Annotated in this window: 20 protein-coding genes and 2 other annotated features; of the genes, 6 read left to right on the forward strand and 14 right to left on the reverse strand. The window is 49.9% G+C overall.

All coding sequences use genetic code 11. The features are described from left to right. Positions 1 to 25: 25 nt before the first annotated feature. On the reverse strand, positions 26 to 1,015 hold the full coding sequence (gene pta / locus BV910_RS13570) for a phosphate acetyltransferase (RefSeq protein ID WP_012727490.1): 990 nt from the start codon (positions 1,013 to 1,015) through the stop codon (positions 26 to 28). Between the two features lie 338 nt (positions 1,016 to 1,353). Here pta and hemQ point away from each other — a divergent pair, with 338 nt between their 5' ends. After that, positions 1,354 to 2,130 carry a hydrogen peroxide-dependent heme synthase gene (gene hemQ, locus BV910_RS13575; protein WP_078147751.1) on the forward strand — a complete coding sequence of 259 codons (777 nt, stop codon included), beginning with the start codon at positions 1,354 to 1,356 and terminating at the stop codon, positions 2,128 to 2,130. 75 nt (positions 2,131 to 2,205) lie between these two features. Further along, complete coding sequence (locus BV910_RS14850; RefSeq protein WP_012727492.1) at positions 2,206 to 2,352, forward strand: hypothetical protein; 147 nt, start codon at positions 2,206 to 2,208, stop codon at positions 2,350 to 2,352. A 3-nt stretch (positions 2,353 to 2,355) separates the two neighbouring features. Here the strand turns inward: BV910_RS14850 and BV910_RS13580 are convergent, their stop codons facing one another. Further along, positions 2,356 to 3,294, reverse strand: coding sequence for an ATP-grasp domain-containing protein (locus BV910_RS13580; RefSeq protein ID WP_078147752.1), 939 nt, complete (start codon positions 3,292 to 3,294; stop codon positions 2,356 to 2,358). 153 nt (positions 3,295 to 3,447) lie between these two features. On the opposite strand from BV910_RS13580, the gene BV910_RS13585 reads away from it, so the two are divergent. Then, the gene (locus tag BV910_RS13585) at positions 3,448 to 4,938 is read left to right on the forward strand and encodes a potassium/proton antiporter (protein ID WP_078147753.1); all 1,491 of its coding nucleotides are present in this window, start codon (positions 3,448 to 3,450) and stop codon (positions 4,936 to 4,938) included. A 41-nt stretch (positions 4,939 to 4,979) separates the two neighbouring features. On the opposite strand, the gene trpA is transcribed toward BV910_RS13585, so the two are convergent. The 5 genes from trpA to trpD are packed head-to-tail and all read right to left on the reverse strand — an operon-like array spanning position 4,980 to position 9,205. Next, positions 4,980 to 5,747, reverse strand: coding sequence for a tryptophan synthase subunit alpha (gene trpA, locus BV910_RS13590; RefSeq protein WP_078147754.1), 768 nt, complete (start codon positions 5,745 to 5,747; stop codon positions 4,980 to 4,982). Then, entirely contained in the window at positions 5,744 to 6,931 is a 1,188-nt protein-coding gene (trpB, locus tag BV910_RS13595) for a tryptophan synthase subunit beta (RefSeq protein ID WP_078147755.1), read from the reverse strand. Before trpB ends, trpA begins: the two co-directional genes overlap by 4 nt. Then, positions 6,928 to 7,482, reverse strand: a complete 555-nt coding sequence (locus tag BV910_RS13600) for a phosphoribosylanthranilate isomerase (protein WP_078147756.1) — start codon at positions 7,480 to 7,482, stop codon at positions 6,928 to 6,930. Before BV910_RS13600 ends, trpB begins: the two co-directional genes overlap by 4 nt. After that, positions 7,458 to 8,219 (reverse strand): indole-3-glycerol phosphate synthase TrpC, encoded by a 762-nt coding sequence (gene trpC / locus BV910_RS13605; protein WP_078147757.1) that lies wholly within the window; start codon positions 8,217 to 8,219, stop codon positions 7,458 to 7,460. Before trpC ends, BV910_RS13600 begins: the two co-directional genes overlap by 25 nt. Next, complete coding sequence (gene trpD / locus BV910_RS13610; protein WP_078147758.1) at positions 8,216 to 9,205, reverse strand: anthranilate phosphoribosyltransferase; 990 nt, start codon at positions 9,203 to 9,205, stop codon at positions 8,216 to 8,218. The genes trpC and trpD overlap by 4 nt, the downstream gene beginning before the upstream one ends. 55 nt (positions 9,206 to 9,260) lie before the next feature. Then, positions 9,261 to 9,488, reverse strand: a binding site (T-box leader). A 48-nt stretch (positions 9,489 to 9,536) separates the two neighbouring features. Next, positions 9,537 to 9,765, reverse strand: a binding site (T-box leader). A 242-nt stretch (positions 9,766 to 10,007) separates the two neighbouring features. Here trpD and BV910_RS13615 point away from each other — a divergent pair. Beyond that, positions 10,008 to 11,321 (forward strand): amino acid permease, encoded by a 1,314-nt coding sequence (locus BV910_RS13615; RefSeq protein WP_240499887.1) that lies wholly within the window; start codon positions 10,008 to 10,010, stop codon positions 11,319 to 11,321. Positions 11,322 to 11,404: 83 nt separating this feature from the next. Here BV910_RS13615 and BV910_RS13620 read toward each other — a convergent pair whose 3' ends face one another. From BV910_RS13620 to BV910_RS13630, 3 genes are all read right to left on the reverse strand, one after another. Next, positions 11,405 to 12,901 (reverse strand): murein hydrolase activator EnvC family protein, encoded by a 1,497-nt coding sequence (locus tag BV910_RS13620; protein WP_078147760.1) that lies wholly within the window; start codon positions 12,899 to 12,901, stop codon positions 11,405 to 11,407. Positions 12,902 to 13,322: 421 nt separating this feature from the next. Next, positions 13,323 to 13,688, reverse strand: a complete 366-nt coding sequence (locus tag BV910_RS13625; protein WP_074035530.1) for a DUF423 domain-containing protein — start codon at positions 13,686 to 13,688, stop codon at positions 13,323 to 13,325. Between the two features lie 12 nt (positions 13,689 to 13,700). Then, positions 13,701 to 14,306: a trimeric intracellular cation channel family protein gene (locus BV910_RS13630; RefSeq protein WP_012727503.1), complete on the reverse strand. Its 606-nt coding sequence runs from the start codon at positions 14,304 to 14,306 to the stop codon at positions 13,701 to 13,703. Positions 14,307 to 14,399: 93 nt separating this feature from the next. Here BV910_RS13630 and BV910_RS13635 point away from each other — a divergent pair, with 93 nt between their 5' ends. After that, entirely contained in the window at positions 14,400 to 16,037 is a 1,638-nt protein-coding gene (locus BV910_RS13635) for an ABC1 kinase family protein (RefSeq protein WP_078147761.1), read from the forward strand. Here the strand turns inward: BV910_RS13635 and BV910_RS13640 are convergent. Together BV910_RS13640 and BV910_RS13645 are read right to left on the reverse strand one after the other, a co-directional pair. Further along, a complete protein-coding gene (locus tag BV910_RS13640; protein ID WP_078147762.1) occupies positions 15,976 to 17,559 on the reverse strand; it encodes a GNAT family N-acetyltransferase in 1,584 nt (527 codons plus the stop codon). The two genes, BV910_RS13635 and BV910_RS13640, sit on opposite strands and share 62 nt — an antisense overlap. After that, positions 17,556 to 18,068 (reverse strand): glycerol-3-phosphate acyltransferase, encoded by a 513-nt coding sequence (locus tag BV910_RS13645; RefSeq protein ID WP_078147763.1) that lies wholly within the window; start codon positions 18,066 to 18,068, stop codon positions 17,556 to 17,558. The genes BV910_RS13640 and BV910_RS13645 overlap by 4 nt, the downstream gene beginning before the upstream one ends. A gap of 92 nt (positions 18,069 to 18,160) precedes the next feature. Here BV910_RS13645 and BV910_RS13650 point away from each other — a divergent pair, with 92 nt between their 5' ends. Next, complete coding sequence (locus BV910_RS13650; protein WP_078147764.1) at positions 18,161 to 19,573, forward strand: NAD-dependent succinate-semialdehyde dehydrogenase; 1,413 nt, start codon at positions 18,161 to 18,163, stop codon at positions 19,571 to 19,573. A gap of 46 nt (positions 19,574 to 19,619) precedes the next feature. On the opposite strand, the gene BV910_RS13655 is transcribed toward BV910_RS13650, so the two are convergent. Together BV910_RS13655 and BV910_RS13660 are read right to left on the reverse strand one after the other, a co-directional pair. Continuing rightward, positions 19,620 to 20,252 carry an HAD family hydrolase gene (locus BV910_RS13655; protein WP_031422042.1) on the reverse strand — a complete coding sequence of 211 codons (633 nt, stop codon included), beginning with the start codon at positions 20,250 to 20,252 and terminating at the stop codon, positions 19,620 to 19,622. Between the two features lie 113 nt (positions 20,253 to 20,365). After that, positions 20,366 to 20,731 (reverse strand): rhodanese-like domain-containing protein, encoded by a 366-nt coding sequence (locus BV910_RS13660; RefSeq protein ID WP_078147765.1) that lies wholly within the window; start codon positions 20,729 to 20,731, stop codon positions 20,366 to 20,368. Between the last annotated feature and the right edge of the window lie 37 nt (positions 20,732 to 20,768).

The following is a 20,768-nucleotide window of genomic DNA, read 5'->3' on the forward strand; positions in this document are numbered from 1 at the left end:
CTTCTCTAAGAAGGATGCTCCGGACTTACGCTTCGTTGCGCTCGTCGATTGCTTGTGCTGCTGTGATGAGCGTCAATTTGTAGACGTCCTCTTCGTTACAACCACGTGATAAGTCGTTCACTGGTTTGTTGAGACCTTGAAGGATTGGACCGATCGCTTCGAATCCACCGAAACGTTGAACCATCTTGTAGCCAATGTTCCCTGCTTCAAGACTTGGGAAGACGAATACGTTCGCCTTACCAGCAACGTCAGAACCCGGTGCTTTCTTCGCCGCTACGCTAGGAACGAATGCCGCATCGAATTGAAGTTCTCCGTCGATTGGAAGGTTCGGTGATTTCTCTTTCGCAAGGCGTGTCGCTTCCACAACTTTCTCTGTTTCAGGTGACTTCGCAGAACCCTTCGTCGAGAAGCTAAGGAGCGCAACTTGTGGGTCGATGCCGAACGTCTTCGCTGTCGCTGCCGACAAGAACGCGTTCTCTGCTAAGTCCGCCGCGTCCGGTGCAATGTTGATCGCACAGTCCGAGAAGACATATTGCTCGTCGTCACGTACCATGATGAACACACCTGACGTCTTTTTGATGCCTGGTTGCATTTTGATGATTTGTAGTGCCGGACGTACCGTATCAGCCGTCGCGTGCATCGCGCCTGAGACAAGACCTTCTGCTTTGCCTGTGTGAACGAGCATTGTTCCGAAGTAGTTCACGTCTGATGTAAGGAGTTCGCGTGCTTGTTCAGCCGTCGCTTTCCCTTTACGACGCTCGACGAATGATTCGACGAGAACGTCGATGTCTTCGTATGTCGCTGGGTCATATTGTGTCAAACCTGAGATGTCGAAACCGTGTTTCGCCGCAACCGCTTCGAGATCTGCTTTCGCACCGACGACGATCGGTTCTACCATACCGTCTGCTTTCAATCGAACAGCGGCTCCAAGAACACGCTCATCGATACCTTCCGGGAAGACGATGGTTGGACGAACCGGGCTAACTTTTTGCTTCAACGTTTCAAATAATTTCATAACGAATGAACCCCTTTTCTCAATTTACAGCATGACTGCTAATGGTTTTGCCGTTGACTTGTGTCTTTACGCGATTTCAATTATACACAGTACCCTTTTCAAAATAAACTATTCTGCCCATTTCGCCATAAATCGCCTAGAATCAATCATTATATGAATAGAACAGTTTCGACAAATCGACTGATACAGCCATTTTTGTAGCCGTTTTCATGTTTCTGTCCTCTGTTCTTTACCCGTCATGAATCGTGATAACCCTCACAGTGCCTCAAAGTTGCCAGTCAGTGAAGCGTGTATGGTAAAATAGACGGCGAAGCCAAGTCCCGAAAGGAGATTTTTTTATGTCAGAACGTCCAGTACCTACAACAGATACACAACATGCCGCCGCCACATTAGACGGATGGTATACACTTCATGATTTCCGCACGATTGATTGGGCTCGTTTGAAACTCGTCGATGCTGAAAAGCGTGAACAGATGATTGAGGAGTTCACTGCGTTCCTCGCCTCACTTGAAGAAGTGGAAGCAAAAGGTGAAGGAAGCCACGCCTTCTACTCGATTCTCGGCCAGAAGGCGGACCTCGTCTTGATGGTGCTTCGTCCAACATTCAACGAACTTGAAGACGTCGAGCGCGCATTCCGCAAAACAGCGCTATACGACTATATGATTCCGTCGTATTCATACGTGTCGGTCATCGAGCTCGGGATGTATCGCGGATCTGGAGACGGGGACCCGTATCAAAACCCTCATATCCGTTCACGCCTCTATCCGACACTTCCAAAGGCCGCACACATCTGTTTCTATCCGATGAGCAAGGCTCGTCGCGACGGCGACAACTGGTACATGTTGTCGATGGATGAGCGCAAAGACCTCATGTATCGCCACAGCATGATCGGCCGTAGCTACGCTGGTAAGATTCAGCAGTTCATCGGTGGGTCGACTGGATTCGACGCATGGGAATGGGGCGTCACACTCTTCGCTGAAGATTCACTTCAGTTCAAGAAAATCGTTTACGAGATGCGTTTTGATGAAGTGAGTGCGAAATACGGTGAGTTCGGCGACTTCTACGTTGGGAACATCTTACCGAAAGAAAATTTGAGCACATTCTTTAGCGTGTAAAAGGTTTACGCGTATAACACCTCGGGAATTAAGGATGATGTAAGCAAGTTATCCTGATTAACGAGGTGAACAACGATGCGCGTGTTTAAAGAAACCGATCGTGACACTGCGGAACGTTTAGATTCGTTCATCGAACGAATGGCACCGACAGCAGAATTAGTCCAACATCGATTTGAAGAGCAACTCAAACATACACAGCAAAAGGGTCAGGCGAGCGCCTGACCCTTATTTTGTCGTGGTGACGTGAAGTGCGTCGCCTAAGAAAGTAGCCAATTCCAGCATTCCGTAGCGTCCCGCTTTCGCTTCAGCATCGGAATTATAGTTCGTGTTCGTATTGACGTCATAGGCGTAGACGTTTCCGTATCGGTCTCGAATGATCTCAATCCCCGCAATATCGATCGCATTCGCTTTCAAGAACTGTTCGAGCTTTGGAATGATCGGGTCATCGAATCCTTCGACGATTTCAAACTTCGCCGGTGGCGTCTCCCCGACCGGACAGAACTGGTCTTCAATCGAGCAGGCATCAGCAGGACAGAGCTCGAATCCTTCCGACGTATCGACGCGCACCGCATACAGGAACTTTCCGCCGATGAATTCGCAGCGGGTAATATACGGTTCCGGGGCTTCGATATACTGTTGAATGAGCGTGATGCCGTCAACCGAGTCCTCGAACGAGGGACCATATACATATTCTTTGAGTCCTTCGATCGTATGGAACAATTGGACCCCGAGTCCTTTTCCGGCACGGTTATGTTTCGTGATGAACGGTGTCAAACCTAACTGCTCAGCCGCTTCGATGATTTGCGCCTTACCGACTGCCGCAATCGTCTTCGGCACGCGAATTCCTTCACGTCGAAGCGCCGTGTATTGATTGACTTTGCTCACTTCGAGGCGGATGGCACGTGTGCCGTTAAACACGGTCCGGTCATTTGCCTCTAACCAAGCGAGGACGCCTTCCGTCAATTCTGGTGCGTACCGATGCCCACGTGTGTGCGAGGAGGCACTCATCCGATTATAAAAGACACCTTCCGGGGGCATTGCTTCGAGGTCAATCGTCCCTTGGTCCAAGTGCCACAATTCATATGGCAAGTTCAATTCTTTTAAACGGTGGACAAGGTGGTTCGTCCATTCTTCGTTTTCATGAATGACGTGAATTTTAGACATCATCATTCCTCCTTCTATGATGTGTTTACTTTACCATATTCATAACCGACAATTCCAATGTGTATGGTTTGCCTAATCCTCAATTCTGAAATATCAGACGATTTCATGGTATAATGAACTTAAGAGTATTGTTTCAGAAAGGAAGTGTTGTGTTTGCCCGTACCTGTTATAAGTACTGATGTACTCATTTTACTCTTCGGTCTACTTCTCGTTGCCGGTGTCATGGCGACACGAATCTCGACTCGATTCGGCTTGCCCGCCTTGATTTTATTTATGGGAATCGGCATGATCATGGGAAGTGACATTACTGGTCTCATCTTCTTTGACGACTCGAATTTAGCGCAGCTGATTGGAGTCGCTGCCTTGATTGTCATTTTGTTTGAAGGGGGTCTTCAAACGAAATGGTCATCAATCCGGAGCGTCCTCGCCCCTTCTGCCTCGCTGGCGACGCTTGGAGTATTGATTACTACAACAGTGGTCGCCGTGGCCGTTCGTTTCGTATTTGGTTTCGATTGGATTGAATCTTTCTTGTTCGGTGCGATTATCGGTTCGACCGACGCAGCGGCCGTCTTTGCCGCATTTAAAGGAAAGAATATCTCACCGAAAGTCGGTGCGACTCTCGAAGCCGAGTCCGGCACGAACGACCCAATGGCGATGTTTTTGACGATTCTCGCCCTCGACTTCATGATGAAGCCGGATACGACCATTTGGGACGGAATTTGGATGTTCGCCCTTCAAATCGTTGTCGGGGCATTAATCGGCTTCATCCTTGGACAACTGTCTCGCCTCATGTTGAACCACTTGAGACTTGATTCGAGCGGACTGCATGCCGTCCTCATGATTTCCATGGCGTTCCTTACCTATGGTGTCACAGCTTACTTATTGGGAAGCGGATTACTCGCCGTCTATATCGCCGCCATGATTGTCGGAAATGCGGATACAGCGCATGAAGTGACAATCGTCCAATTCTCAGAAGCGCTCGCGTGGATCATGCAAATCATCATGTTCGTCATCCTTGGGTTACTCGTCTTCCCTCGTCAACTCATCGAGCCGGATTTGATTTGGAAAGGACTACTCATCTCATTCGTCCTTATGTTCTTGGCACGTCCGATTGCCGTCTATTTATCGACACTTGGCATGTCATTTACGAGAAAAGAGAAACTATTTATCTCATGGGCCGGGCTAAAGGGAGCTGTTCCAATCGTCTTAGCTACATTCCCTTTAATTGCCGGTATTGAGGACAGTCAACTCTTATTCAATGCCGTCTTCTTCGTCGTCGTGACGAGTGCTTTGATTCAAGGGACGACGTTGACACCGCTCGCTGAAAAATTGGGGTTACTCGGACCGGATAAAATCCGTTCTCCCTATACGATCGCCCTCGTCTCGAGTAAACAGTCTCAACATAAGCTCGTCCCTTATGTTGTCACGGAGAGTTCTTCGATGATTGGCAAGACGCTAGCGGATATCACACTCCCACCAAACACTGTCGTGAACGCCATCGTCCGAAACGAATACTTGATTCCACCGAATGGACAGACATCCATCGAAGAAGGCGACCTTTTATATGTGCTCGCTTCGATGTATCGTCATGATCAACTCGACCAAACATTTGGTGAAGATGGGCTAGACCGAGTGGAATTATGAGTAAACGAATAACCGGCGCCTCATTTGAAGCGCCGGTTTTCTTATGCGTGTAAGTGTTTTGCTGATTGAATCAACGTCTCAACATCTTCTGTCCGTCCTTCATGAAGTGCCTCGACGATGAAACTCCCGACGACGACACCGTCACACGCTTGTCCCAACGTCTGCACTTGCTCCGGACGATGGACTCCGAATCCTGCTAAGACGGGAACACGTGACTGCTCAGTCAATCGAGTTAAGTAGGCGAGAAGCTCGTCCGGGAATACATCCGCTTTCCCGGTCGTTCCTTTGAGCGTGACCGCATACACGAATCCTTCTGCTTTTTCTAAGATGGACGTTGTCCGCGCCTCACTGCTCGTCAACGTGACGAGCGGAATGACGGCGACGTCATGCCGATTAATATCTGCGAATAACTGGAGACTCTCCTCAAACGGAAGGTCAGGAATAATGACCCCGCTCACCCCACATTCGTTCGCCCGATCAAAGAACGGTTGGACCCCGAACCGAAACACTGGATTCAAGTAGGTCATCAAGACGATTGGAACGTTAAATTGATCATTTCCTTCTATTAAATGGTTCAATACCATTTCAAGCGTCACACCTGCTTCAAGCGCGCGCATTCCTGCCGCCTCAATAATCGGTCCATCCGCTACCGGATCAGAGAAGGGGATCCCGAGTTCAATCGCCGTCGCACCCATCCGTTCTAGTTCCACGACGGTCGGGATGAGCCGGTCCATCCCGCCGTCACCGGCCATGATATACGGAACGAATGCCGCTCCTTCTCGCTGTCGAATCGCTGTCTCTAGTTTCATCGTGTCGCCACCTTCTCTCGGATTGTATGGACGTCTTTGTCTCCGCGCCCTGATAAACAAATCACCAGTGTATCGTCTTCTCCCATCGTCTTCGCGAGCGTCTCTGCATAAGCAAGGGCGTGTGAAGACTCCAATGCAGGAATGATTCCTTCTTGTCGGCTGAGTGCGAGACACGCATCGAGTGCCTCGTCATCCGTGACGGCCGCATAGCGCACCCGCTCAATATCTTTCAAGAAACTGTGCTCCGGTCCTACCCCTGGATAATCGAGTCCAGCTGAAATGGAGTGCGCTTCCTCGATTTGACCCGCTGCGTCTTGCAAAACATACATGAGCGACCCGTGTAAGACACCGACTTCCCCTTTTGTGAGGGTCGCTGCGTGTTTATCCGTATCAATGCCACTTCCTGCCGCTTCGACACCGTAGAGCGCGACCGACTCATCGTTTAAAAACGGATAGAACATCCCCATGGCGTTGCTCCCTCCGCCGACACAAGCGACGACGGCATCCGGAAGGCGTCCCGTCTGTTCGAGGATTTGACCACGTGTCTCTGTCCCGATCACGCTTTGGAAATCACGTACCATCTGCGGAAATGGATGCGGTCCGAGAACAGAACCCATCACATAGTGCGTATCGTCGACATGTTTGACCCAGTAACGGAGCGCTTCATTGACGGCATCCTTTAAGGTGCGACTTCCTGATTTGACAGGGACGACTTTCGCCCCAAGAAGTTCCATCCGAAACACGTTCAACGCTTGTCGCTCGACGTCGACCTCACCCATGAAGATGGTACATTCTAAATCGAGTAGTGCGCATACTGTTGCCGTCGCGACACCGTGTTGTCCCGCGCCTGTCTCCGCAACGATTTTCTGTTTCCCCATCCGTTTCGCCAGGAGCGCCTGCCCGATCGTATTGTTGATCTTATGGGCACCGGTATGGTTCAAGTCTTCACGTTTCAAATAGACATTCGTACCGAGGCGACGACTTAGGTTCGACGCATAATAAAGTGGCGTCTCACGTCCCACGTATTCACGTAATAAGGAAGAGAATCGTTCTTGAAACTCAGGATCTTGCTTCGCCTCTTCATAAGCGACCTCTAATTCTTCGACCGCCTGCATGAGCGTCTCTGGAATGTACTTCCCACCATATTGTCCAAACTTCCCGTTCACTGGTTGTGCATACATCATAGTTCCTCCTTGGCGCGTTGAATGAACGCACGAATTTTTTCGATATCTTTCACACCGTCCGTCTCGACACCGCTCGAGACGTCGACGCCGTCTGGTTGGATGAGTTGAATCGCTTGTCTCACATTCTCCGGGGATAGCCCGCCCGCTAGCCAAAACGGACGCTGCGGCCGGTCGATTGCGCCCCAGTCTAACACCTGTCCACTTCCCGGATTCGGATGATCCATCAATCGTACATCTGCCGTCTCCTCGGTCGACGCATCGATGATGGGCAATCCGAAGATACGGAGTTGTTCCATTGACTGCGTCCGATGGTGAATTTGTAAATCCGTCAGTCCTACATTCAACGTTTCCTCAATCTCTTCCATTGAAGGACTTAAAAACACACCAACGATTCGAACCGATTCCGGGATGTGTGCGGCCAGTGTCTTCGCAGTCGCCACGTCGATTTGACGGGAACTCGGGGCGAAGACAAACCCGATGGCATCCGCTCCCGCCTCGACCGCCGCCTCAACAGCTTCCTTTGTTTTTAGTCCACAGATTTTAACGAACATGTTTTCAACTCCTCGAGTAATCGGGTCGGGTCCTCTTCACGCATGAGTGCTTCCCCGACGAGAATGGCGCTTGCTCCAGCTTCTTGTAAACGCGCAGCCGCCTCGACCGAACTGACCCCGCTCTCGCTGACGAATGTGACCTCAGGATAGCGTTTCATCAAATCAATCGATGTTTCGAGGGATACCTCGAACGTTTTTAAGTCTCTGTTATTGATGCCGATTAACACGTCATCAAGTTCGAGGGCGATGCGCAACTCCGCCTCATCATGTACTTCCACTAAGACGTCGAGACCGATGGAGCGCGCATATCGCGTCAACTTCTGAAGACGTGTCGGATGGAGTGCCGCCACGATAAGAAGTGCCACACTCGCACCGTAATGCTTCGCATAGTCGAGTTGTCGTTCATCGATGATGAAATCTTTGCAGAGCACCGGGATGGTGACGACATCGGCGACTTTTCGCAAGTCGTCAAACGAACCGTTGAAGTATGTCGTGTCTGTCAAAACGGAAATCATCGTCGCACCGGCTTGTTCGTATTGACGCGCCCGTTCGGCGACGTCGACCGTTTCCCGAATCATTCCTTTCGAGGGGGACGACCGTTTGATCTCTGAAATGATATGGAATCCCTCGCTCATCACATGTAGTAGAGAGATCGGTTTCGTCACGGGGACATCTATGGGCTGCATGCCGCTAACCTCTTCCATTTTCGTTCCGATGATTTTTGTTAAATAACTCATGCTTCGACCTCCGTCCGTTGTAAGTTTTGTAATACCCGTAAGGCGTGTCCTTCATCGATACTACGTTTTGCCTCTTTTACTCCTGCACGAAGCGTCGCGGTTGTGCCATACGTGCAAAGGGCAAGTGCTGCGTTCAATAAGACGACGTCGCGTGCCGGCCCCGTCTCTCCGTTCAATACGGCGACGAGGGTTGCGGCGTTCTCTTCTGGTGTTCCTCCACGAAGCGCTTCGAGGGGCGCCCGCATCAAGCCGACATCTCGTGGGTCGACCGCATAACGCGCCGTCTGTTCCTCATCAAAGAAGTACACGTCGTTCACACCGGCGAGGCTCGCTTCATCGAGTCCACCTGCTCCATGGACGACCATACCTCGCTCCACGCCGAGATGACGCATCGCGGTCGCCATCTTCTCGAGTAACGATGGATGATAGACACCGACAAGTTGTCGTTTCGGGCGAAGCGGGTTCGTTAACGGTCCGATTTGGTTGAAGATGGTCGCCGTCGCGAGTCGTTTCCGGACCGGCATGACGTGCTTCATGATCGGATGGACATGCTGGGCGAAGAGGAAACTCAAGTTCGTCCGTTTCAAGTCAGCATGTACTTCCGCTGCCGTCTTCACGATTGGAACGTTCAGTGCCTCTAGGACGTCCGCGCTCCCGGATCGACTCGAGACGCTTCGATTCCCGTGCTTGGCGACCGGAATCCCAAGACCAGCCAGGACAAAGGCGACGGTCGAACTGATGTTGAACGTATGCGCCCCGTCGCCGCCGGTACCACACACATCGAGTACGGGTAAATCACTCTGGGGGAACTGTGCCGCTTCACGAATGTATGCCGCGAGTCCTGCCATCTCTTCTGCTGTCTCACCGCGCTCTTTCATCGCCAAAAGCACTCGTTCGATTTGCGCTTCATCCGCTTGGAACATTTCGCTGGCTGCCACTTTCATATCTGCTGTTGATAATGCGTTTGTCTCCAATTGTTGAATCATCGTCGGTTCCCCCTCTAAAAATGTGTATAAAAAAACTCCACACGACAGTCGTCGTATGGAGGACGGTTCAAGACCGCGGTGCCACCTCTCGTTGATTCAAAAGAATCCACTCTCCGATGCAATCACATCGTATCCCGATAACGGGGGAAACCGTCACGACCTACTCTCTTCAGCCATGCTCTCATGAGCCCATTCACGCGGACGCCTCGGTCAGGATCTCACCATCCCTGACTCTCTGGACGAAACGTCTTCTCGCGCTACTCTTCTCAATCCTCGATTTATATTGTTGAAACGAAAAAGGGGTCACCCGTCTCCTCATAGCCTGCGCTATAAGAAGGACGAGTAACCCCGTGGTGCCACCTTCGTTGGTTCCAAAGAACCCACTTCACGGACAATCATCCGCTTCCCCGTGATAACGGTGGGTAACCCGCTAAAGCCTACTCAAAGTTCGGTTTAGAGCTCAGAAGTCCATTCGCGACGTCCCATATACTGATTCGCACCAACCATCAGCTCTCTGTCATACAGGATTCGTCGTTACTTCTCTTCGTCGACGCCTTTATTCGTTTCAGTTAAGTTAATTCGTACTATACAGGGCAGATGAATCCATGTCAAATAAAAAAAATATAAAAACTTTGCCTCTATATGTGCATCCAAAAATGAGAAACCTTCATCGATTTTTCGAATTGACATTGTTTTTTTTCGTCTGCTATAGTCGTCCACAACAACATTTCACTCAGCTAAAGGAGAATCGATTTTGGAAACAAACAAACTAAAACGCGAGCTGTCCACCCGGCAACTTACGATGATTTCCCTCGGGAGTGCCATCGGAACCGGGCTGTTCCTAGGAAGCGGTCTCGCGATTCAAACCGCTGGTCCGAGCGTGCTCGTCAGCTATGCCATCGGGGCGTTCATCGTCCTCTTACTCATGGGTGCTCTCGCCGAAATGACGGTTGCCCATCCAACATCTGGATCATTCGGAACGATTGCCGAGCGATACGTTCATCCACTCGCTGGTTTTCTCGTCCGTTACTCTTACTGGGTCGCAAACGTACTGGCTGTAGGAGTTGAAGTCAGTGCCATCGCCATTTACATGCGCTACTGGTTCCCAGATGTGAACGGGTTCGTTTGGGTCGCCCTCTTCGGTGGACTACTCATTTACGTCAACGCCCGTCACGTTCACACGTTCGGAACGACCGAATACTGGTTATCCTTCATCAAAGTAACTGCCATCATCCTATTCATCGTCCTCGGTGCCGCCACATTGTTCGGCGAACCAGGATCACCAATTGAGTCAATCACGACAGGAAACGAAGGCTTCTTCGCGTTCGGTTTTTACGGAATGTGGGTGACGATTTTCATCTCCCTCTTCAGTTTCCTTGGAACCGAACTTGTCGCTGTGACAGCGGGAGAAGCGAAAGACCCGGACCAGGCTGTACCACGCGCTTTACGCGCGACCGTGTTCCGCTTGACGTTCTTCTATGTCGTCACGCTCGCGATCATGCTCATGCTGATCCCATGGCAGCAAGCCGGGATCGACCAAAGTCCGTTCGTGCTCGTCATGGAACAGTTTGATGTCCCGTTCGCGGCAGGCATCCTCAACTTTGTGATTTTGATCGCCGCCTTGTCTGCGATGAACGCGCAGCTTTACGCGTCGACACGTATGATGTACTCGCTTGCGGAAGCCGGCGATGCACCGAAAGCGTTCAAAAAAATCAGCAAAAATGGGATCCCGATGTTCGCGCTACTCGTTTCAACGGGCGGGATCATCCTCGCCGCTTTGCTACAAGTATTCATGGAGTCGTCGTATCCATTCTTGATGGGAATCTCGATGTTCGGAGCTATTTTCACTTGGTTCATGGTCTTCGTCTCCCACTTGTTCTTCCGTAAGAAATGGACTGGGCGAAAACTCCCTGTCCGCATGATGGGATATCCATTCCTCCCATTGCTCGGGGCGGTCTTACTGCTCAGCCTGATGATCACGACATGGTTCACGGATTTCAACATCTTGCTGAAGTTCGGCGTACCTTGGTTGATTGGGTTGACGATCATCTATTACGTGCGTGAACAAATGCGTAAAAAACAAGATCGTCCAAGCGATATCGAACAAGCCAATTAACAAGCATCCCTTCGCGACAGCGGAGGGATTTATTACGCACAAAAGCTCCTTTCGCAATCGAAAGGAGCTTTTTGGTTGATGCATCAGAAGAACTGACGCGGATTGACCGTGCTACCCGCACTCGTTGCCGAGTATGAGTAGCCGCCTTTATGAATCTCAAAGTGCAAGTGCGGACCTGACGAGTTCCCTGTGTTTCCAAGCGTCCCGATGTTCGACCCTTGCGTCACACGCTGTCCAGAGCTGACAGATACCGAGTTCATGTGCGCATAAACCGTCGTCCAAACTTGACCGTTGATGACGTGCGCGATCATGACGTGGTTGCCGTATGCACCACCCCAACCTGCACGAATGACCGTACCTGTCGCAGATGCACGAATCGGTGTCCCTGTTGGACCGGCGATGTCTACACCGTTATGGAACGTGTAACCATACGCACCACTTGCCGGACCCCATCCTTGCGAGTAGCGTCCTGAAGCTGGTTGAATGAACATCGTGCTAGACGGTGCTGGCGTCGATGTCGTCGGTGCCGGCTTTGGCTCTGGTTTCGGAGCTGGCGTTGGCGCCGGTGCCGGTTTTGGAGCTGGCGTTGATGGTCTCGTGTTGTTTGAAGACGATGAAGACGGGGTATTCGATTTATTGTCTTGTTTTTGTTGAGCAGCTTGACGAGCCGCTTCCGCTTCTCGTTCCGCCTCTGCCTGACGAGCAGCCTCAGCTTGACGTGCAGCTTCTGCTTGGCGGGCTTCTTCCGCTTTACGTGCCGCCTCTTGACGAGCTGCCTCTTCCGCACGACGACGGGCTTCCTCTTCTTCGCGACGTTGCGCTTCGATTTCAGCCGCGATCGCCTGTTCTTGTGCGACTAATGTCGCTTCAATTTCTTGAAGGTCAAAGATCTGTGATTCGAACTTGATGTTCTTCTCTTCAAGCTCTTTGATGCGCTTTTCACGCTGCTTCATTTTCTTCTCAAGCTCGGCTTGACGCACTTCAAGTGCCTTTTGTTGTTCAAGAAGTGAAGCACGTTCTGCTTTTAAGTCAGCCTGCGCTTCTTTCAACGAACGCTGTGTCGCTTCATAGTCATCGAACAACTCTTGGTCACTACGCTGAATCGTTCCAGCTGTGATCATACGCGTGACGAGATCAGAGAGATTTTTTGAACCGAAGATGAATTCAGCCCAGTTAATTGATCCGCCACCGTTCTTTTGCATCGTGGCCATACGCTCTTTCATCATCGCTTCTTGCGCCTTCATTTTTTCTTGGTAATCTTTAATGTCGGCTTCAAGATCCTCAATCTTCATCTCGGTGCGCTTGATTTCTTGGCGTTTCATGGCGACATCATTGATGATGTCTTGCAATTGCGCGTCCATTTTATTGACTTCAGCCTGAACTTTTGAAATCTCTTCCTTGTTCACTTCAATTTTTGAAGATGTTTCTGACTGGTCTTTTTTCACACTGTCGCGCTTTTCTTTTACTTTTTGTTGTTGTTCTTGCTTCTCTTTAATCGAAGTCGATGCATCCGCAACTGTATGTGTGCTGATGAGCATCACACCGAGCGTCAACGTCGAGACTGTGCGTTTCCAATTCATGAATGGGGTACATCCTTTCTTAAATGACAAACGTGAGTACCTACTACACTACATATTTAAAGCCGTTTCAGTATGTAACAAAAACGATCATTTGGTTGAGTTTCAACACGACTAATTATATCTAACTGATAGATATTTTCCTGTTAAAGTTATATTTCAATTTTATTACGCAAGAACAAAGGTGCAGACAATGAATGCATAGAACTTATTATTTACCAATACCTTTTCAGACTGTTCGATTTGACATCTTTCTTTAATGTTTTATGTAAATAGAGAACAATTTACCCTATTTTAAAATAATAAGCGCATGGAACTGCATATCCCTTTTCCAATTAATAGGATGACTCATCAAAAAAATCCATGCCGTCGCTACATGTGAACATGAGCAAAAGCATGGATATCGAATACATGGATTCTCAAGTTATAGTTTCATCGCACCGACGATGACAAAAATCCAGGCAGCGATGAATAACACGCCGCCAATCGGTGTCACGGCTCCGAGTTTTGTAATTCCCGTCAATGCCATGACGTACAAGCTTCCTGAGAAGAAAACGATCCCCGCAAACATGAGCCAACCGGCCACGTTGAACTGGCTGATGCTCACGCGCATGAGGAGCGCTGCAATCCCAATGATTCCAAGCGCGTGCACCATATGGTAGAGCACACCTGTCTGCCAGTTTGCCAACATGTTTGGCGCCAATCTCTCTTTTAGCGCATGGGCGCCAAATGCACCAAGTGCCACACCGAGTGCCATCAATCCGGCACCGATCATTAATAATATCTTCATTTCCGTTCCCCCTTATCTGACTTTTCGTGCTGGTAAATTCCACTTCCGATAGTAGGATATCACTCGAAGTGTCGCGACGACAATTAAAAGCGCGTACACAGCAAGACCGCCTTCGAGCTTGAAGTAATACGTAATGACCGCAATGAGAATCGCCCAAATCGCATACACCTCAGATTGTAAGACGAGAGGCTTACGTCCTGCCAATAAGTCCCGGACCACACCTCCGCCAACGCCAGTCAAGACAGCCGCCGCAATCGCAGCAGATAAAGGTAAATCAAGCTTGATTGCGACCTGCGCCCCTTGAAAGGCAAAAGCGACGAGACCAATGGCGTCGACAATGACACCCCAGCGTTCCCAATGTGGCAATACGACACTCGGGAGCAGGAAGATGAGGAGTGCGACCAGAAAACATAAAATAAATAAATCATTCTGTTGCCAAATTAAGCTGACGGGGTTGCCTAATAGGACGTTTCGGATCGCGCCACCTCCGAAGGCAGTGATAAACGCCAGTAACCACACCCCAAAAATATCGTATTTTTCATCCATCGCAATGATGGCTCCGCTCGCCGCGAACGCAATCGTTCCGACGACGTTGAGCAATTCCCACTCCATGAACATCCCTTGCCCTTTCTTCAACGCATTGTATGGTAAAGTATAGTTACAAAAATTCAGGTCAGTCGTGCGACTGTCGTAAAGGATGTCGGTATTACAATGAAACGTATCGCTTTGTTCCGCATATGGATTATCGTCACCATGTTCGCCCGATTCATCATTCGGCTGTACGCCTTTTCACGCAAACAACAACAAGGCGTCGCCACGACAGAAGAATATGAAGCACTCATGCTCAAGCTCGCGCGTGAGTATAAGCGTAACGCGCTACGACTCGAGGGCTTGTTAATCAAACTCGGACAATTCTTATCAATTCGTGCAGACTTGCTACCACCCGCCGTCTTGAACGAGCTGTCAGAGCTCGTCGACCGTGTCCCGACGTCTGGTTGGGAGAAGTCGCGCGCGATTCTAGAGGCAGAATGGGGCGTCCCATATACCCAAGTCGTCAAAGACGTCGGCATCGACGCCGTCGCCTCGGCTTCCATCGGGGAAGTATATGGTGCCACGCTTCTTGAAAACGGCAAACGGGTCGCCATCAAAATCCAGCGTCCGAATATCGAAAAAATCATCCGGACCGACTTCCGTGCGATGCGGATTGTTACATCGATGTTAAAGCGGACATCCCTCGCTAAATCAACCGACTTAGATAGCTTATATCGCCAAATGATTTTTGTCATCGGGGATGAACTAAATTTCCAAACTGAATTAAAAAACGCCCTGTATTTTAAAGCCAAATACGCCGATAACCGAGACGTTTACATCCCGGACTATCACGAACATCTCTGTACGAACCGCGTCTTGACGATGGACTGGGTCGACGCACGCCGAATCACTGACCTCGCCTTTTTAAAAGAAAATGGAATCGACCGTTCCGCCCTAGCTGAACGACTCTTCACACTCGCTGCCGAACAGCTATTGTTTGGTGGGCAGTTCCATGCCGATCCACACCCCGGAAACGTCCAAATTCGAGCCGATGGCATCATCATCTTACTCGATTTCGGTATGGTCGGACAGACAACGGCGCAAGACATGGCCACGATTCGGAATATCTTACAGGCATTCATCTCGCTCGACTATGATAGCATCGTCGATGGATTAGAAGACTTGCGCTTCCTCTTACCGACGGCAAACAAACAAAACATTCGCCAAGCACTAGAGAAAGCGGTCACTTTCTACCTAGAAACGGACATCGATACCGTCGATACGAAATTGATTGAGAAGGTGTTACAGGACATTCAATTGCTCGTCAAAAACGAACCGATTCAGCTCCCGGCAGAATTTGCCTTCTTCGGTCGGGCCGCCTCGACCTTGCTCGGGATCCTGCAAATCCTCGATCCGAAAATCGACCTGTTCACACTCGGTAAACCGATTGTCATCGAATGGCTCGAGGAAGACGGGACAACGCTTCAAAATCGTTACGTGAAGACCGGAATCAACTACGCGAAGAAACTGTTAAACGTTCCTCCACTTCTGGATAATTACTTAAAAGAACCGACACGAAAACGTCTGTCGGAGCAAGCCATGTTCCAACGAACTCTAGAATCCAAGGAACTCTTGCACCGTCAGACGTTCAATGCCATCGTCATCTTGCTCGGTTTGCTCGTCGGCCTACTCGGCTATATTCGACCGGATGAATGGCTCTTCTGGTCAGGTGGCGTCGTCTCCGTTTTAGCTTATTTCAATTGGAGACGCCTCGGACGAAAGATTCGTCATTTGGCACGCCAAGACTTTCGAGTATAAGCGTACCGTCACTCTCAACAGTGGCGGTTTTTTGTTGAATCCATTGTGCGATATAAGCACCGACGTCACGCATCATGCGAGGTGTCGTCCAACCCATGGTCGATACTTGAATGACGTTCGCCTGCTTTAAGTAGCCACTCTCATACTGGACGAGATAGCCTTGGTAGGACAGTTGGCGCCCGAGCTCGACCGAGGATAGCTCGCACGGAACTGGAATCGTGATGACGCCAGGTGACTGAGCAGGACACACATCGACCGTTAAACCGTTCTCTTGTAAGGCATTAAGCAACGTATTCATCTTTACAGAATGTGAAACGACTTCATCTTCTGTCAACTCATCCAGCGCGATCGCCATCGCTGAAAGAAGCGGTTCCGATTGTGTGAAGGCAATCGGTTGATAGAGGGATAGATCCAAATAGCGCGCTGTATGTGGTGTCGCAATCGCCGGATGCTTCATTGCGACGAACGCGAGACCCGGGGCGTTCCGTAACGCCTTTCCTGAAGAGAAGGTCACGTAGTCCGCAAATGAATAGTCATAAACGAGCGTTCCGACGGCACTGATCGCATCAATGGCGACAACGCCTTGCCATGTATGGAGCGGTTCGAGGTTGATGAAAATCCCTAACGATGTCTCGCAATGAACCGTCCATACCCAGTCTGGTGCAATGCGCTCAAGTTGCGAAATATCCCATTGTCCCTCTTGGTCCACTGCGACCACGTCAAAAGACAGACCGACACGCTGTGCATGGTCAATCAAGCGTTCTCCAAATTCACCCGCATTGAAAATGAGGCCGTGTCCATCCAATCGAGCCGCGACCGCATCGTTAGCGACCGTCCCGCTTCCAAGGAGCGTATAGACATGAGGGAGTCCGATTCGTTCCGCCAGTTTTCGTTGTACCGCTTCAAGCACTCGTCCCGTTTCGTTTGAACGATGTGGGCGCGGCTGCATCGAGAGTCGTTCTCTCACACGGTCCGAACATTCAACGGGTCCTGCTAGCAAACTTTTCGGGCGTAGAATCGACGCTGATTTGGATTCATAAAAAGCCGAACGCGTTAACACCATCGGCACATATCGTGCTTCCTCAGGACCGATTGGATCCGCAAATGGGACAAACCCAAATCGACGATAGAGCACTTGTTCACGTGTCGTTCCACTGATGACGATGCCATCAACCTCACGCTCTGTCGCATCATCGATAACCGCACGCATCAATCCAGCGAACGTTCGATTGCGCCGATAAGGTTTAGTCACAGCGAGCAGACGAATCTCGAGCCAATTCCCTTCAGGAATGCGCACACCCTTTTGTTCCAATGAAAATGGTCGTTTACCACGTAACGCACACATGGCGACCACTTCCCCATCCACTTCTCCAATCCAATATGTATTTTCTTCGTGAAACTTGTCGACAAGTCGCCTTTCCGGATTCGGTGGATGTTGCGGAATCTCTTCGACGAATGTTTCGTAATTCAACCGATGTATCGCTTCAAAATCTGATATTTCGGCTTTTCGGTACACAATCATGCTTTTTCCTCCTTCACATGATGATAGATAATAAGAATCGTAATCAGCGTGGCCCAGATGACATTTTCGACATTCCAAAGTGCAGCGAGCGGAAGTAAAATGAGCATGACCAGTCCCGTCTCGCGAGAGTTCCCTGTTAATTTGATTAAGAGTAACAAGATAGCAAGACTCCCAATAAACCACCACGGGTCATATGCCCATATGATTCCAGAAAAAACGGCATATCCCTTCCCACCCGCACGGATTCGCCAAAATGGATAAATATGCCCGAGCGTGAGTGCGAACGCCGTCTCCCAAAAATACAATCCACTCATCTGTAGGACGAGAATCGTCTTGAGCACGTCGAATCCATAGACGATGAGAAACGCCTTCACTCCACCGATGCGATGCGCATTGCGTGCACCGGTATTCTTCGAACCAGTTGTCGCTAAATCATGTCCACTTAGCACCCCATACAGTCTGCCCCCGAGCAGACTTCCGACTAAATAGCCAATGATGATGATCCACATAGTATCCCCTCATTTTTTGGAAATTTGTGTGCGTTTCAGAAAAACGGGTATCCTCTAATTAACTGTGCACTTTTTGGAAAGGGGAAATCAAGATGCGAGAAGAGAAAAATTTCATTAATGGGGAATGGACAGAAACGGGACAAACGATCGAGGTACGCAATCCGGCTACAGGCAATGTGATGGCCGTCGTGACAAAAAGTGATACACAAGAAGCGACACAAGCCGTCGATGCTGCACATGAGGCGTTACAAGAATGGCAACAAAAAACAGCAGAAGAACGAGGGAAGCTACTCAATGAGTGGCATCATTTGATTGCAGAACATACAGAAGAGCTTGCCCGAACGATGGTCGAGGAACAAGGGAAACCGCTCAAGGAAGCAATCGGTGAAATCAACTATGCAAATGGATTCATCGACTGGTATGCAGCAGAAGGACGACGCGTGTACGGAGAGACGATTCCTGCTTCATCAAACCAGAAACGAATCTTTGCCATCAAACAACCGGTGGGCGTCATCGCAGCCATCACACCTTGGAACTTCCCGGCTGCCATGATCACACGGAAAGTCGCTCCGGCGCTCGCTGCAGGCTGTACGGTCGTCATGAAACCAGCATCGGCGACCCCGTTGACCGCCATCGAATTGGTCAAATTAGCGGAGAAGGCCGGATTCCCAAAAGGGGTCATCAACCTTGTCACTGGACAAGCTTCAGATATCGTCAAAGCGTGGCAACAAGATAAACGGGTCCGAAAATTGACGTTCACAGGATCAACGGAAGTCGGAAAAATGCTCATGCGTGACGCTGCGGACACGATGAAAAAGATTTCACTCGAACTCGGTGGACATGCCCCGCTCATCGTCACGGCCAAAGCGGATTTAGATAAGGCTGTTCCGCAAGCGGTCGCCACAAAGTTCCGAAACGGTGGACAGACGTGCGTCTGCGCGAACCGAATCTATGTCGAACGCGCCGTCGTCGATGAATTCTCGGAGCGTTTCATTAAAGAAGTCGAAGCGTTGAAAGTCGGCAACGGACTAGAGGAAGGTGTCGACATCGGTCCGCTCATCGATGACGATGCGCTCAGTAAAGTCGAAAAGCATATTGAGGACGCACAGATTCGTGGCGGTGAAGTGTACGGTGGTGAGGTGCTAGACGGCTTGTTCATCCGTCCTGCCGTCATTCGTTACGCGAATGAAGACATGCTCTGCATGAACGAAGAGACGTTCGGACCTGTCGCACCGATTGCGACGTTCGATTCACTCGATGAAGTCATCAAACGGGCGAACAACACGCCATTTGGCTTAGCCGCTTACCTGTTCACGCAAGACATCAATGAAGCGGTCTATTTAGCTGAATCGTTGGAGTACGGGATTGTCGGTGTGAATGACGGACTTCCGTCAACGCCGCAAGCGCCGTTCGGTGGTTGGAAAGAGAGCGGACTCGGCCGTGAGGGTGGACATCACGGCATCGAGGAATTTTTAGAAGTAAAATACATCTCACTCGGGTTGTAATTGTAGGTATACAAAAGGCTTGTCGACATATGCGACAAGCCTTTTCTTATCGGTTGACCCACTCGACTAAATCGTGTGGAGATTGAATCACATGATCTGCAAGTGCCCACTCTTCTTCATTACCGAACCCGAATCCTGTCAAGACAACGGGGAAGTCATGGGCACGAGCCGCCTCGACATCCGATTTACGATCGCCGACCATAATATAGTCCGCTTCTCCGTGCCGGACACGATGCGCTGTCAGAATGTCTGCCTTCTTCTCGCCCCCAACAGATTCTAAACATTCGGGTGCCGTCATATATGGACGAATCTGTTGCGTATCTAAAATCAAATTCATGTAATGAACACCGCAGTTACTCGCTGTCGTCAGCGTATGACCTTGCTCGTGAAGCGTCTCTAACATCTCACGAATTCCGTCAAATAAGACATTTTGCCCTTCCATCGTTTGCTCAAGCGTCGTATGACGGAGTCTTCGAATGAGACGAATCTCCTCAAGCGTCGCTTCTGGGATGACATGCTCCCAAAACGCGTTACCTGCCAAGCCGTATCCTGAACGGACCGCCTCTTCACTCGGTTTCGGAAGATGAGGAAGCTCCTCGAGTGCCTCATGAATCGCCTTCGTCATCGGCCCGGTCGTATCTACTAACGTGCCATCGATATCAAATAAAATTACTGCCATTGGATTGATCTCCTCTCTTTCACTCTCTCCTTACCGTAGCAGAATCCCCGAAAATGCAAAAGAGAAAACGTGGTGACAAAAAACGACTGAACCGATTCGTCCAGTCGCATCTATTATCCACGCCAGAAGTTCATTCCACCCTTTACAGAATAAACGTCGGTATATCCGGCACTCTTCAGCATCGCTGCCGCGCGTTGGCTACGCATCCCGCTCTGACAGATAACATAGACTGGACGCTCTTTTTCTTTCGGATATTTCGCTTGAGCATTACCGAATCCGGATAAAGGTACATTTTTCGCTTGCTTGATATGTCCCCCGCTGTATTCATGCGGCTCACGTACGTCCAACAATTGAATGTTCCGTTCTTCTGCGATTCTTCGTTTTAAATCATCCGTCGAGACTGTTTTTATATTGTTTCGACGACTCCACCAGAAATACACAAGCCCAATGACGACTGCCACAAAAAGAAAGTCCAACATATTCACGCCTCCATTTGCATTTCGTTTCTTGTACCCA

Origin of the sequence: Exiguobacterium sp. HVEsp1 (genome assembly GCF_002009685.1) — a bacterium.
Classification (GTDB): domain Bacteria; phylum Bacillota; class Bacilli; order Exiguobacteriales; family Exiguobacteriaceae; genus Exiguobacterium; species Exiguobacterium profundum.

Bases quoted from the DNA above. Each gene is read 5' to 3' on its own strand.
- BV910_RS14850 (WP_012727492.1), top strand. From the start codon at position 2,206: ATGCGCGTGTTTAAAGAAACCGATCGTGACACTGCGGAACGTTTAGAT.
- BV910_RS13645 (WP_078147763.1), bottom strand. From the start codon at position 18,068: ATGTGGATCATCATCATTGGCTATTTAGTCGGAAGTCTGCTCGGGGGC.
- trpA (WP_078147754.1), bottom strand. From the start codon at position 5,747: ATGAAACTAGAGACAGCGATTCGACAGCGAGAAGGAGCGGCATTCGTT.
- BV910_RS13655 (WP_031422042.1), bottom strand. From the start codon at position 20,252: ATGGCAGTAATTTTATTTGATATCGATGGCACGTTAGTAGATACGACC.
- BV910_RS13620 (WP_078147760.1), bottom strand. From the start codon at position 12,901: ATGAATTGGAAACGCACAGTCTCGACGTTGACGCTCGGTGTGATGCTC.
- BV910_RS13625 (WP_074035530.1), bottom strand. From the start codon at position 13,688: ATGAAGATATTATTAATGATCGGTGCCGGATTGATGGCACTCGGTGTG.
- BV910_RS13635 (WP_078147761.1), top strand. From the start codon at position 14,400: ATGAAACGTATCGCTTTGTTCCGCATATGGATTATCGTCACCATGTTC.
- BV910_RS13650 (WP_078147764.1), top strand. From the start codon at position 18,161: ATGCGAGAAGAGAAAAATTTCATTAATGGGGAATGGACAGAAACGGGA.
- hemQ (WP_078147751.1), top strand. From the start codon at position 1,354: ATGTCAGAACGTCCAGTACCTACAACAGATACACAACATGCCGCCGCC.
- BV910_RS13640 (WP_078147762.1), bottom strand. From the start codon at position 17,559: ATGATTGTGTACCGAAAAGCCGAAATATCAGATTTTGAAGCGATACAT.
- pta (WP_012727490.1), bottom strand. From the start codon at position 1,015: ATGAAATTATTTGAAACGTTGAAGCAAAAAGTTAGCCCGGTTCGTCCA.
- BV910_RS13630 (WP_012727503.1), bottom strand. From the start codon at position 14,306: ATGTTCATGGAGTGGGAATTGCTCAACGTCGTCGGAACGATTGCGTTC.
- BV910_RS13615 (WP_240499887.1), top strand. From the start codon at position 10,008: ATGATTTCCCTCGGGAGTGCCATCGGAACCGGGCTGTTCCTAGGAAGC.
- BV910_RS13580 (WP_078147752.1), bottom strand. From the start codon at position 3,294: ATGTCTAAAATTCACGTCATTCATGAAAACGAAGAATGGACGAACCAC.
- trpD (WP_078147758.1), bottom strand. From the start codon at position 9,205: ATGATTCAACAATTGGAGACAAACGCATTATCAACAGCAGATATGAAA.
- trpC (WP_078147757.1), bottom strand. From the start codon at position 8,219: ATGAGTTATTTAACAAAAATCATCGGAACGAAAATGGAAGAGGTTAGC.
- trpB (WP_078147755.1), bottom strand. From the start codon at position 6,931: ATGATGTATGCACAACCAGTGAACGGGAAGTTTGGACAATATGGTGGG.
- BV910_RS13600 (WP_078147756.1), bottom strand. From the start codon at position 7,482: ATGTTCGTTAAAATCTGTGGACTAAAAACAAAGGAAGCTGTTGAGGCG.
- BV910_RS13660 (WP_078147765.1), bottom strand. From the start codon at position 20,731: ATGTTGGACTTTCTTTTTGTGGCAGTCGTCATTGGGCTTGTGTATTTC.